This window comes from Pseudomonas sp. MM211 (assembly GCF_020386635.1).
Lineage (GTDB): Bacteria > Pseudomonadota > Gammaproteobacteria > Pseudomonadales > Pseudomonadaceae > Aquipseudomonas.
This window is the reverse complement of the sequence record NZ_CP081942.1, coordinates 397,463-410,256: the sequence shown is the minus strand read 5'-3', so window position 1 is coordinate 410,256 and position 12,794 is coordinate 397,463. Positions and strand designations below refer to the sequence as shown.

Below are 12,794 nucleotides of genomic sequence, written 5' to 3'. Positions count from 1 at the left end.
CCTCACAAGGCCTCGGCGGCCCCACAAGAAAATAAGTAAGAAAGCTGGCTGGGCACCCAGTTTTTTACGCTTAGGGCTAGCGCGCAGCAGATGTTGAAGAGCTTCTTAGCGAATCAGACCACTGAGCAGCCACAGACCAAGAAGCAGCCAGATCAACCCGCCGATCACCGAGCCACGCATGAACGAACGCACCGCGCTGTAGAGCAGGATCAGGCCGATCAGCAGTACGGCGATGCTGAGTAGCGAGGGTGTGACGCCCAACGCACCGGCCATGCCATCGATAAAACCGGCAACAGCGCCGCCCAGCAGGTTGAACACGCCGCTCAGGGCATCGACGATAAAGCGGATGAACGAGCCGAATGCCTCACCGAGGGACTCGAAAAAACCTTCTACGCGCATAGAGACATTCCTGGGAAACAGAAAAAACAGTCAGAAAATGGCCGGGAGCGGTTTTTGACGTCGCTTGCGACGGCCCGCAGGGTGGCCGCCAGGGATGGTGGGCCACAAAATCGAAGTACTGTCCTATTGGGCTGTCAGGCGCTGGTGGAGTTCCACGATTTTGTGCCGGGCGTGCCGCTCGGCTTGGCGCAGGTGACGCGAGGTCAGTCGCTGAGCATTGCCTTGATCTTGCCCGCCAGCGCCTCGAACGAGAACGGCTTGGCGATCATCTCCATGCCGCTGCCCAGGTAGCCGTTGCGCACCTGCGCGCCTTCGGCGTAACCCGTGGCGAACAGCACCCTGAGATCCGGCTGGCGTTGTCGCGCGGCATCGGCGAGCTGGCGCCCGCTCATGCCCGGCAGGCCAACATCGGTGAGCAACAGATCGAGCGCCGGGTGTTGCTCCAGTAGACCCAGGGCGCTCTGCGCGTCGCCTGCCTGGAGCAACTGGTAGCCGAGATCTTCCAGCACTTCGACGATCAGCATGCGTACCACGGTGTCGTCTTCCACCACCAGAATTCGCTCGCCGGTTCCGTGTAGCGCTTGCGGTGGTGCAACCTGGATCGGCACCGCCGGCTCGATGTGCAGGCGCGGCAGGTAAAGGTTCAGGGTGGTGCCATGGCCGACCTGGCTTTCCAGGTGCAGATAGCCGCCGGTTTGCTTGACGAAGCCGTAGACCATCGACAGGCCAAGACCTGTGCCCTGGCCGATGGGTTTGGTGGTGAAGAAGGGCTCGAAGGCATGGCGAATCACCTCCTGAGACATGCCGCTACCGGTATCACTGACCGAGAGCCGCAGGTAATCGCCAGCAGGCACCTGGTAGCTCTGTGCGGTGGCCTCGTCGAGTTGCGTGTTGTGCGTTTCGATGCGCAACGTGCCGCCGTCTGGCATCGCATCACGGGCGTTGATGGCCAGGTTGATCAGCGCATTTTCCAGTTGGTGGCCATCGCTGCGGGTCAGCCACAGATCATTGGCGAGGTGAATCTCCAGGCTGATCTGCTCGCCCAGGGTGCGGGCCAGCAGCTCCTCGATGACGTGTACCAGGGTATTTATCTCGACAGGGCGCATGTCCAGCGACTGACGTCGGGCGAAGGCCAGCAGGCGATGGGTCAGGGATGCCCCTCGGTTGGCCGAGGCGATGGCTGCTTCGATGAACTTCACCAAGCCTGGATTTTCGCTGGCCGGCAGCTTGCGCTGGATCAGTTCCAGGCTGCCGAGTATGCCGGCCAGGAGGTTGTTGAAGTCATGGGCGATGCCGCCAGTGAGTTGGCCGATGGCTTCCATCTTCTGCGCTTGGCGTAATTGCTCCTCGGCCTGAATGCGCTGCAGCACGGCTTCGCCGACCCGCTCTTCGAGGGTCTGGGTCAGTTGGCGCAGGGCCAGCTCGGTCTGCTTGTGCTCTTCGATATCGATCAGCACGCCCGGAAAGCGCAGGGGTGTGCCGTCTGCCGCCAGTTCGCAGCGGCCGTTGGCCTCGATCCAGCGGTAGCTGCCGTCCGTTTGAATAATGCGGTACTCAGTGCGGTAGGCGCCGCCGGTCTGCATGGTCTGTTCGATCAGCGCCTTAACCTGTTCGCGGTCTTGCGGATGGATGGCTGGCGTGAGGTGGTCGAGCTTCATGCCGTTGCCAGCTTCCAACGGATCGACGGAGAAGGCGCGGGCGAAACGCTCATCGCCAGTGACGCTGTCGTTGGGGATGTCCCACACCCAGGTGCCGAGCACCGCACCGGCATTCAGCGCCAGTTCGATGCGCTCATTGGCCGCGCGCAATTCGGCTTCGGCCTGGGCGCGCTGCTGTGTGGCGACCATCTGGTTGGTGGTTTCCACGACGATACACATCATGCCGTGGGAGTGCCCTTGGGCATCGAGCAGCGGATTGAAGTACAGGTTCATCCAGGCGTCGTCTTGCAGGCCTGGGCGGCGCAGGGGCAGATGCAGGTTTTCCTGGGCAATCGACTTGCCGGCCATGCCCATGGCGATCACATGGCGATTCCACTCGGCGATTTCCGGCCAGGCCTCTTCTGCTGGCAGGCCGAAGATTTCCGGGTGGCGCATGCCGGCGAAGGTGGCGTAAGCATCGTTGTAGATCAGTACGCCGCGCGCGCCACAGAGCAGCACGATGGGCGTGGGGGACGAGAGGATCAAGCGCGTGGTGCTGATCAGTACATCTGGCCATTGGCTGATCGGGCCAAGCGATGTGGCGGCCCAGTCGAAGCGACGAATGATGTCGACGGTATCACCGGACTGGCCGGCAAACAGGCAGGTTTCTGAAGGCATGATCTAGGTCGCGGGCAATTATCGGGAGAGGCTAGCGTAACGGCGGCGCACTTGCATAGGCGCTGATCGGCCATGACCGATGACACGGTGTGTCCTCGGTCATGGCGTCTGGATTCAGCTAGGTTTGTTGCCGGCAAAGGCGTACTGCAGCTTTTCCGCCAGCTCTTCGCTGCGATAAGGCTTCTGCACGATAAAGGCTTCATCGGCGTCCAGCCCGCCCAGTTCGGCGTAACCGGTCACGAACACCACTGGCAGCTCCGGGTAGCGCTGACGCGCGATTTGGGCCAGCTCGGCACCGTTCATACCGGGCATGGCGAAATCGGCGAGCAGCAGGTCAATGTCGTCGTCGAGTTTGCTCAAGGCTGCGGCGCCGCTGTCGGCTTCGCGCACTTGGTAACCGAGGGCATCCAGCGTCAACGCGGTGACTTCGCGCACCTGTGGATCATCATCGACCAGCAGAATGGTGCGTTGTGCACCATGCTCTGCGACCGGCAGCGGCTGGCTGGAGATTTCGTCGGTGGCCGGCGTGACGTTGCGCAGGCCCGGCAGATACACCTTGACCGTAGTGCCGACGCCGATTTCCGTGAGGATGCGTGCGCCACCACCGGACTGCTTGGCGAAACCGAATACCTGGGCCAGGCCGAGCCCCGAGCCCTTGCCAATTTCCTTGGTGGTGAAAAAAGGCTCGAAGGCCTTGGCCAGTACAGCATCGCTCATACCGCTGCCGGAATCCTGTACCGACAACACCACGTAATCGCCGGGCTCTGGGTCTTCCGGGCGACGTGGGGTGTGGGTGATCACCTCGTTACTGGTGCTCAGTCGCAGGGCGCCGCCCACGACCATGGCGTCGCGAGCGTTGATCGCCAGGTTGAGGATGATCAGTTCGATCTGCGTCGGGTCGACCCGCGCGTGCCACAGGCCGGGCTCGGTCGTTGTTTCGATCAGTACGCTGCCGCCCAGGGTGCTCTTCAGCAGTTCCAGCATGCCGAGCACGGTTTCGCCCAGGTTGACCGCTTCCGGTACCAGGCGCTGGCGCCGCGAGAAGGCCAGCAACTGGCCGGTGAGCTTGGCGCCCCGCTCGCCGGCATCGGTGATGTTCTGCAGGCGACTGCGGGCTTTGTCCAGGTTGCCCTTTTCCAGATCGCGGATCAGGAAGCTGGTACTGGTCAGCACCACCGTCAGCAGGTTGTTGAAGTCGTGGGCCACGCCCGCAGTGAGCTGGCCGACCGCTTCGAGGCGCTGCATTTGCTGCAGGGTCGCCTCGACGCGTTCGCGTTCGGCGATCTGTTCGCGCAACTGGTGGTTGGTGGCGGCGAGCTCATCGACCACGGCTCGCTCGTGGGTAATGTCGCGCACCGCGGCGTAGAGCAGGTCGTCGTCGCGCACCAGAATCCAGGACAGCCAGTGGTAGTCACCATTGGCATGGCGCACGCGGTTGACGAAGCGTACGGAGACGTTATCCGAGGTTACTTGCTCGATCTGTTGCAGGGTGTCGGTGAGATCTTCGGGATGCACCAACTCCCAGAGCGGCCCCTGGATCAGTTCCTGACGCGACCAGCCGAGGGTCTGTTCCCATGCCGGGTTGAGCGCGCTGGGGTGCATGTCGAAACGCAGTACGGCGAGCAGGTCGCGGGACAGTTCCCAGTTGCGGTCACGCTCGCGGGTGCGTTTTTCGACGCGCTCACCGAGCATGTCGTTGAGGCGCAGCAGGGCTTCGTTGGCTTGCTTCTGTTCGGTGATGTCGTGCAGCACACCGAGGAAACGCGTGCAGGTGCCCTGATCGAAAAAGGCCTGGCCACGGGCGGAAATCCAGCGTTCGCTGCCATTGCTCAACGGCAGGCGGAATTCAGCCTGGAACTCGTTGCCGGTGTCTTTGGACAACGCTTCGGCGACTTGCTTGCGCAATTGCAGACGATCATCGGGATGGCAGCGTTCGTAGAACATCGCCATGCCGACGTCAGCATCGGCATCCAGCTCATAGAGCGCCCTGCAGCGCTCGTCCCAGATCATGCTGTCGGTCGCGGGTACGTAATCCCACATGCCCATGCGTGCTGCGCCAATGGCCATTCGAGCGCGTGCTTCGACGGCTTGCAGCGTGTCTTCGACACGCCGGCGTTCCTGGCGCTCATTGACCTCGGCCATGGCCCGGTCGACGGCCTTGGGCAGGAAGGGCAGGTTCTGCTTGAGGACGTAATCGACAGCGCCCAGGCGCATCATCTCTACGGCGTGTTCTTCACCGAACATGCCGGACAGGAAGATGAAGGGCGTTCGCGGTGCCAGCCGGCGTGCAACTTCCAGCGCTTGGGCACCTGAGGAGCCGGGTAATAGATAGTCCGAAAGGATCAGATCGAAGCTGCCTTTCTGCAGTGCGAGTTCGGCCGCTTGATGGTCATAGACCAAGGTGCTGTCGACGACCAGCCCATTGCGTTCCAGTGTCAGCAGGGCCAGTTCCGCATCACGCGGACTGTCTTCGATAAACAGCAGTTTCAGAGGCTCGAGCGGCATGGAAAGGTCATCAGTTACTGTCTGGATTAGGCCTGCGCTTCAAGCGAAACCGTGTTGGTCTTCAATCGCTGCCAGATTCCGGATCGGTCTCTGCGTTGCGTCGGTGCAGGCGCAGCGAACCAGGAGGCGGCTCGTTGAGTACTGCCCAAAAAATACCAAGATCGGAGATAGCGGAGACGAATGCCTTGAATTCGACCGGCTTGACCACGTAAGCGTTCACGTTCAATTCGTAAGCTCGCTGCAGATCCGGGCCTTCACGCGATGAGGTGAGCATGACAATCGGGATGCTGCGCAATTCAGGCGATTCGCGAACGGTCTCCAGCACTTGCAGACCATCGACCTTGGGCAGCTTGAGGTCGAGCATCATGATCGCCGGATTGCCGGGCAGGCGGTCGGCGTAGTCGCCACGGCGAAACAGGTAATCCAGCGCTTCTGCGCCGTCTCGCATGATGATTACGTCATTGGCTAGCTGACTACGCTCCAGGGCGATCAGGGTCAGTTCCAGATCGTGGGGGTTGTCTTCGACCAGCAGAATCGGTTTTAGCATTCAAGTCCTCTTCCCGTCATCTAAGCAGCGGGGTGGTTACGTTTGGGTAGGGCGAAATAAAAGGTAGCCCCTTGATCGACAGTTCCCTCTGCCCAGACCCGGCCATCGTGTCGCTCGATTATACGTCGCACGCTGGCCAAGCCTATGCCGGTACCTTCGAATTCTTCCATGCGGTGCAGGCGCTGGAAAACCCCGAACAATTTGTCGACGTACTCCATGTTGAAGCCGACCCCGTTGTCGCGCACGAACACCACGACCTCGTCGTCGTCCTCATGGGCGCCGATGACGATCACCGCCTGCTCGCGATCTCGGCTGTATTTGATGGCATTGGCCAGCAGATTGCGCAGCGCCAAGTGGAGAAAGACCGCGTCGGCAATCACGGCTGGCAGTGGCTGTACGTGCCATTCCAGGTTGCGCCCTTCGTAGTCGGGCTTCATCTCTTCACGAATCGAGTCGACCAGAGCCTGCAGGTTGACGTCGGAGAAGCGCAATGCAGAGCGGCCCATCTGCGAGAAGCTCAGCAGGTTATCCACTAAGGTGCCGGCGAAGCGTGCCGACTCGCTGATGTGCTCGAGAAAGCGCACGCCGCGTTCTGACAGTTTGGGGCCTTCGAAGTCACCGAGTAGCTCGGCGTAGCCCGCGATATGCCGCAGTGGTGCGCGCAGGTCGTGGGACACGCTGTAGGAGAACGCTTCCAGCTCTTTGTTGGATTTCTTCAGGTCGCTGGCCAACTGGGCCATTTCCTCGGCCTTGCGCAGTACGATGCCGAGTACCGCGTTGCGCAGCTCCAGGGCGCTTTCCGGCTCCTGTGGATGCCAGGGCGTGGAAAAGCCGCTTATATCTTCCTGCCAGCGCGCAAAACTGTTGCGCGGGTTGAGCGCGCCGCTGGCGCTGATGGATTTCTCAGGCTTCCCCGCCCAGTTGACGATGCGCGTCTGTTCCGGCTTGAACCAGATCAGGTAATGGGAGTGCAGCTCGGAAATGGCCACTGCCAGCACGCCGCCGACATGTTTGGCGAGCCCCGGCAGCTCCGGAATATCGCGACTGACGTTGTCGGTCTGGAATATCTCTTCACCGTTGCGGGCACCCAGCCACTGCACCAGTGCGTTGACTTGATCGCGGGGCGGCGTTTGCCCAAGCAGGTCGCAACGTGATGAGGAAATGATCGCTGCACCGCTGGCCTGAACGAAGTTCAGGAAGGTATCGGGCAGCGATAGCAAGCCTTCACTGACGCTGTCGCGGTCGGCCATGGCCGAGAGCATCTGCACGATGTACTGGCGCAATTGCAGCAGGTGCTGGGTGCGTGCCTGGGCGATCTTCGCTTCGATCTGCAGCGACAACATGCGACCTAACAGCTCGCAGGCCGTTCTGGTCTGGAAGCCGACCGGGCGCGCATGTGCGTGGTGGCAGGAAATCAGCCCCCAGAGCTGCCCTTCGACCACGATGGAGATCGACATCGAAGCGATGGTCTGCATGTTGCGCATGTACTGCAGGTGCACCGGCGACACGCTGCGCAGGGCCGCATAGCTGAGATCCAGCGGCTTGCCGGTCTGCGGGTTGAGCGACGGGCGCAGGGCGGAAGGCTGGTAGTTGGCGTCTTCGATCACGCGGATGCGATTGCCCACGTACAGGGCGCGCGCTTGGGGCGGGATATCCGCAGCGGGAAAGCTCAGGCCCAGGTAGCTGGGGTAATCAGGATCGATGCGTTCGGCAAGCACCAGGCCATTGCCCTCGGTATCGAAGCTATAAGCCTTGACCCGGCCGAACCCGGTGATGCGTTTCACTTCGTCCACTGACAGGCGGCACAACTCATCGACGCTGTCGGCGTCCTGCAGATGGCCGATGAACGTGCGCACCATCGGGTAGAGGTTGTTGTAAGCCGCGACCACATTGCTGGTCGGCTCGAATTCGGCAATCAGCACGCCGTCGTAGCAGTGCACCATCATGGCGATCAGTTGGCCGCTGCGGCTGCCTTCGCGGAAGCGCACATCGCCGATGTGAAACGGTGTGGTTTCATCGTGGGACAACTGCGCCAGGCGCTCGGTCAGCGAGTCGCTGTCTTCAAGCAGCCTGTTCAGGTGTTGGCCCAGCAGTTGATCCGGGTCGAGGCCCAGCCACTCGGCGACGTTCTCGCTCACCTGCAGCACCGTGAGCGCCTGCTTGTCGAACACCACCATGAATCCCTGAGGCTGAATGCTGCCGGGAATATGGATGGGTTCTTTGGCGCAGTTGGCGATCGCGCTGCTCAATGAGGTGATGGTTTCGCTGGTCGCCAAGCGTTTCTCCTTCGGTTCCCGGCCGATCTGCATGAACGGTCTCGAGGGCGGATGCCTTGGTGCGGTGGGAGGAGGGCCGCTACAGCCTAGGACAACGGCGCGTGGGGATTTTCTCCGTGAATCTGTTCTGTCTGCGCAGGCAGTCTGCACGGTCTCGAATGCCGGGTAAACCGTAGCGCGGCGTAATCAATGCGTAAGGCCATCACACCCTGACTGCCGGGTGTCTAGGAACTTAGCCGCGCCGTACACCTCTCATGATGCGGTCTGCCGTACCGACAGATTGCAACATTCCTTGGGCACACTGCCCGCATTTGAACACGAGAATCGCCATGATATCTGCTGCCAAGCGGGCTTTTTCCCGGCTGCCCGTCCTGCGCCCATGGGCGTGGCTGCTGTTGCTGATCCTGCTCGTTGCTGGTTATCAGATGCGGGCTCTGCACCTGGACGACCGTCTTTATTACTGGCTGACGACCCCGGCGGTCTCGGAATGGGCACCGAACAGCCTGCTTTCCCACAAGTACAAGGTTCAGATCGATGCCAAAGTAGTCAGCGGCGTAAGCGATAACCTTTCGGCCTTGAGCTACGACGACCAACGCGACCAGTTGTGGGCGGTGCTCAATAATCCCGAAGAGCTGCTGGCCATGAGCAAGGACGGTGAGGTGCTGGCGCGCTATCCACTGAGCGGCTTCAGCGACGTGGAGGGTGTGACCTACCTGGGCGACGGCATGCTGCTGCTCGCCGAAGAGCGCGCGCATGCGCTGGTGGTGGTGCCGGTTCCGGAACGCTCCGGGGCCTTGTTCCGTGAGGACTACCGCTCTCTGACCCTGGGCATCCAGCGTGACGGCAACCAGGGCTTCGAAGGCGTTGGCTACGACCGGGCGCGGGATCGCCTGTTCGTGGTCAAGGAGCATTCGCCCATGAAGCTCTACGAAATCCGCGGTTTCAAAGGCAGCGTGAACGGTAATTTCGGCCTGGAAATCATCGACCACGACGACTGGATTCGCGATTCGGTGTTCGCATCCGACCTGTCATCGGTGCACTTCGACGAGCACACCGGCAACCTGGCGCTGCTCAGTGACGAGTCCAAACGGATCATGGAACTGGACGGCGAGACCGGCGAGCTGATCGGTTTCCGCACCCTAGACAGCGACTTCGCCGGCCTCGGCAAGTCGGTGCCTCAGGGCGAAGGCATGACCTTCGACGATGAAGGCAATCTGTATATCGTCAGCGAACCCAATCTGTTCTATCGCTTCGGCCGTGGTTAGCAGCCGCCGCGCCGAGCATTTGTAGGAGCGCCGCCCCCAGTGCGACCCGACGGCAGCTTCATCGCCATATCGGGGCCGCCCGCACCCTTCGCCCCGGGGGCGGGGCTCCTACAATGAAATATCCTTGCCGCTCCCACTGCCTTGGCGCCCTAGCGCGGTGGATACTGGCTCAGCACCCGCCCCACGGTTTCACGGATTACCGTCTCGCGCTGCGCGGGATTACCCTCGTCGTTGCGCATGATGCGTTCGTCACTGCCGCGCCAGATCAGCTTGCCGTCCTTGCCATCGAATAGGTCGATCTGCACGGTGGCGACCTTGTAATCGACCGTGCGGGTTTCGTTGTAGGCCGGGCCGCCCCAGTAATTACCCCAGTAGCCGCCGAAACCGCCACCAAAGCCGGTGCTGACCTGCTGCTGGCGCTGGTCGACGATCAACCACACCTGTACGCGCAGATCCCCCGCGGCACCAGCCGCTGCAGGGCGCAGGCCGCGCTGGTCGAGCTGATCGCCCACTGCGCCGCGCAGACGCTGCTCGGTCAGGTCGCTGCGAATCCGTGGATCATCGGGCTTGTACTGCACGGCCGGTTCCTGCCAGCTCCAGCTGCGGTAGCCGGCGAAGTCGCGGCTGGCATCGAAGTCACGGTTGATCTGCTGGCTTTGGCAGGCGCCGAGCAGCAACAGGACGGGGATCAGTAGCAAAGGCAGGCGGCGCATAAGAGTTCTCCTGAATCAGTCAGACATCGAGGGTCATGCCGGCGGATATTCGCCCAGTGCGTCGCTTACCGCCTTGCGCAGGGCCTCGGCGCGTTCCGCCTGGCTGCCGCTGCTGCGCATTTCTGCCTGGCCGCTCCACACCTGTTCTCCGCTGCGGCCGTCAAAGAAGTCGATACGCACCACCACGACCTCTTCTTCATAGTTGCGAGTCAGCGGAACGCGGGCGCCCACGCCAACACCGTTGCCGTAATAACCGCGGTTGCCGTAGCTGCCATAGCCACCTCCATAGTAGGGATCGTAGCTGTCAGCGACCTGACGTACGCGGCGTTCCAGGCGCGTATCGGTGCGCACCTTGAGGTCGGCAGCGGCATTGCCCTGGGTGGGGCGTAAGCCCCGTTGATCGAGGGCATTGTTGAGGGCGTCCTGCACCAGATCCGCACTGGCCCAGGCGCTGCCCGCCGGGCGCTGCTGCCAGGCCCAGCTGCGATAGGCCGCGTAGTCGCGCGGCGCGGCGGGGTAGGCGCTACGGTCGAAATGGTTGGCCGCACCGGGCGGGGCCGGCGGTATTGGTACGGAATCCGTGGTGTACGGGTTCTGGCTCTGGCAGGCCGCCAGGGCAGTGGTGAGCAGCAACAGCGCGATGCGTTTCATGACGGTTCTCCTGGCAGAGCAGGCGTTCAGCGTGGCCGGCAAATCCAGTGCAGGTAACGTCCGAGTCCGGCGAATGCCGGGTGACGGCGGTGTGCCAATTCCATTTCCAGCAAGTCGGCGAGCTCGGCCTTGGCCTGGAATTCCCGAGGCATGTAATCATGGAAGACGCGTACGCCGCTCTCCTGTTCGACCTGCCAGTGAGCGGCAAGTTGCGACTTCAATTCGCGCGGATCGAGGGGGCGTTGCGGTGTCAGGCTCTGCTTTTCGCCGGCGAATTCTTCCTTGCGTAACTTGCGCAGGTGGCCCTTGAGCAGGTTGCGGTAGATCAGCGCGTCCTTGTTGTAGAAGGCCAGCGACAGCCAGCCATCGGTTGCGGTCAGGCCATGCAGCGCCGGCAGGATGGCGGCCGGCTCGGCCAGCCATTCGAGCACGGCGTGGCAGATGATCAGGTCGAAGGGCGCTTCGAAACGGCCTGGCAATTCCTGCCACGGCGCGTGAATGAAGGTTGCCTCGACACCCGCTTCGGCGAAGCGCTCGCGGGCGCCGGCCAGCATCGGTTCGGCAGGCTCGGCGAGGGTGACCTGATGGCCGCACTGCGCCAGCCACAGGGCCATATGGCCAAGCCCGGCGCCGACATCGAGCACCCGCAGTGGGCGCGCGGGCAGTGCCTCGGTGAGGTCGGCCTGCAACACGGCGAGGCGGATCGCGCCCTTGGCGCCGCCGTAGATCTTCTCGGCGAAGCGGGTCGCCAGTTCGTCGAAGTGCCGGTCGCTCATCAGCTGAACCGCCGTTCGCTGTCGGCGAGTTTGGCGCGCACCACCTGTTCCATATCCAGCCCCAACTCGCTGCACAGCAGAAGCAGATAAAGCACCACGTCTCCGACTTCCTGCCCGGCATGCTCGAGCTTGTCAGCCGGCAGGCTGCGTGACTGATCCTCACTGAGCCACTGGAATATCTCCACCAGCTCGGCCATTTCCACGCTGGCAGCCATGGCCAGGTTTTTCGGGGCGTGGAATTGGCGCCAGTCGTTGCGATCACGAATGGTGTGCAGGCGAGCGGTGAGTTCGGCGATGTTCATGCGGTGACCCTAGGCGGTAGCCGCGCATTCTTTCACGACGCCTATATGACCTGCCAGTAGCCGACCATATGCGACACATCCTCTTTGCCGAGCAAATCGAACTGGCCCTCTGCCGCGGGCAGGCTGGCGCGCATGCGCACGCTGCTCGGCAGCCGCACCGGCTTCTGGAAGCGCACTTCGACGCTGTAGCCCGAGGCGGGCAGGTGCGCCTGCAGCGCCGCCAGGGCTCGTGCCTTGTTCCACAGGCCATGGGCGATGGCGCGCGGGAAGCCAAAGGGCTTGGCGGTCAGTGCCGAAAGGTGGATGGGGTTGTAGTCGCCGGAGATCCGCGCATAACGTCGGCCGATATTGGCGGGTGCCTGCCATTGGGCCAGATCGTCCAGCGGTAGGCGGGTCGATTCGCTGCGGGCAATCGCCGGGCCGTCCAGCTTCATGCCTCGGCAGAGCAGGCGGCTATCACCTTCCCACAGCAGACCGAGTTGATCCTCGAGGCGGGTGATGACGCTGAACACTGCGCCCTTCTCATGAGGCACCAGGTTGCTGGCTTCCACGCTCAACGTGAAGGGGCCGAGCCCTGCGAGTTGGCGAATCACCCGGATACGATTTTCCAAGTGCACCAGGCCGAGCAACGGAAAGGGAAAGTCGGGCTCGGTGAGCAGTTTCATCTGCAGGGGGAAGGCCAGCACATGGGGATAGGTGGCTGGCAGCCGGGCATCGTCAGTAAAACCGCACAGCTCGCGGTAACGGGCGAGGTGGTTGGCATCAACGCTGAGCGAGCAACGTAGCCCTCGGTGCGGCAGCACCTTGCCGGTAATACCGCGACGCATCGCCGCGCGCAGGAGCAAGCCGGGCAGGGCCGGTGGTGTGTGCAAATCGAGCCATTCGGTTGCCATCGTGCGCTCCGGTGCAAAATGAGTTTCAGCGTACTCTCGCCGAGATTTAGGACAGTAGCCAGCCTGTATTGGTGCCCTCTGTCCGCGGGCTGAGCATGGATCGGCAAAGCCGCCTACGCTTGTTGTCATCCAGCCAGGCAAGGAAGACGCCA

General features: G+C 62.3%; 11 protein-coding genes. 1 reads left to right on the top strand and 10 read right to left on the bottom strand.

What is annotated here, in order from left to right; all coding sequences use genetic code 11:
- Positions 1–105: 105 nt before the first annotated feature.
- From K5Q02_RS01840 to K5Q02_RS01820, 5 genes are all read right to left on the bottom strand, one after another.
- Entirely contained in the window at positions 106–399 is a 294-nt protein-coding gene (locus K5Q02_RS01840; RefSeq protein WP_225835800.1) for a hypothetical protein, read from the bottom strand.
- 203 nt (positions 400–602) lie between these two features.
- Complete coding sequence (locus tag K5Q02_RS01835) at positions 603–2,714, bottom strand: ATP-binding protein (protein WP_225835799.1); 2,112 nt, start codon at positions 2,712–2,714, stop codon at positions 603–605.
- Positions 2,715–2,828: 114 nt separating this feature from the next.
- Positions 2,829–5,219 (bottom strand): response regulator, encoded by a 2,391-nt coding sequence (locus K5Q02_RS01830; protein ID WP_225835797.1) that lies wholly within the window; start codon positions 5,217–5,219, stop codon positions 2,829–2,831.
- Positions 5,220–5,280: 61 nt separating this feature from the next.
- Positions 5,281–5,766 carry a response regulator gene (locus K5Q02_RS01825; protein WP_225835795.1) on the bottom strand — a complete coding sequence of 162 codons (486 nt, stop codon included), beginning with the start codon at positions 5,764–5,766 and terminating at the stop codon, positions 5,281–5,283.
- Positions 5,767–5,786: 20 nt separating this feature from the next.
- Positions 5,787–8,042, bottom strand: a complete 2,256-nt coding sequence (locus K5Q02_RS01820) for an ATP-binding protein (RefSeq protein ID WP_225835793.1) — start codon at positions 8,040–8,042, stop codon at positions 5,787–5,789.
- Positions 8,043–8,371: 329 nt separating this feature from the next.
- Between K5Q02_RS01820 and K5Q02_RS01815 the strand changes: the two genes are divergently transcribed.
- A complete protein-coding gene (locus tag K5Q02_RS01815; RefSeq protein WP_225835791.1) occupies positions 8,372–9,307 on the top strand; it encodes an SdiA-regulated domain-containing protein in 936 nt (311 codons plus the stop codon).
- A 149-nt stretch (positions 9,308–9,456) separates the two neighbouring features.
- Here the strand turns inward: K5Q02_RS01815 and K5Q02_RS01810 are convergent, their stop codons facing one another.
- The 5 genes from K5Q02_RS01810 to K5Q02_RS01790 are packed head-to-tail and all read right to left on the bottom strand — an operon-like array spanning position 9,457 to position 12,642.
- Positions 9,457–10,020: a DUF4136 domain-containing protein gene (locus K5Q02_RS01810; RefSeq protein ID WP_225835789.1), complete on the bottom strand. Its 564-nt coding sequence runs from the start codon at positions 10,018–10,020 to the stop codon at positions 9,457–9,459.
- 33 nt (positions 10,021–10,053) lie between these two features.
- A complete protein-coding gene (locus K5Q02_RS01805; RefSeq protein ID WP_225835788.1) occupies positions 10,054–10,671 on the bottom strand; it encodes a DUF4136 domain-containing protein in 618 nt (205 codons plus the stop codon).
- 26 nt (positions 10,672–10,697) lie between these two features.
- Positions 10,698–11,447 carry a methyltransferase domain-containing protein gene (locus K5Q02_RS01800; protein ID WP_225835786.1) on the bottom strand — a complete coding sequence of 250 codons (750 nt, stop codon included), beginning with the start codon at positions 11,445–11,447 and terminating at the stop codon, positions 10,698–10,700.
- Complete coding sequence (locus tag K5Q02_RS01795; protein ID WP_225835784.1) at positions 11,447–11,749, bottom strand: MazG-like family protein; 303 nt, start codon at positions 11,747–11,749, stop codon at positions 11,447–11,449. Before K5Q02_RS01795 ends, K5Q02_RS01800 begins: the two co-directional genes overlap by 1 nt.
- 41 nt (positions 11,750–11,790) lie before the next feature.
- Positions 11,791–12,642, bottom strand: coding sequence for a MaoC family dehydratase (locus tag K5Q02_RS01790; RefSeq protein WP_225835781.1), 852 nt, complete (start codon positions 12,640–12,642; stop codon positions 11,791–11,793).
- Positions 12,643–12,794: the final 152 nt, after the last annotated feature.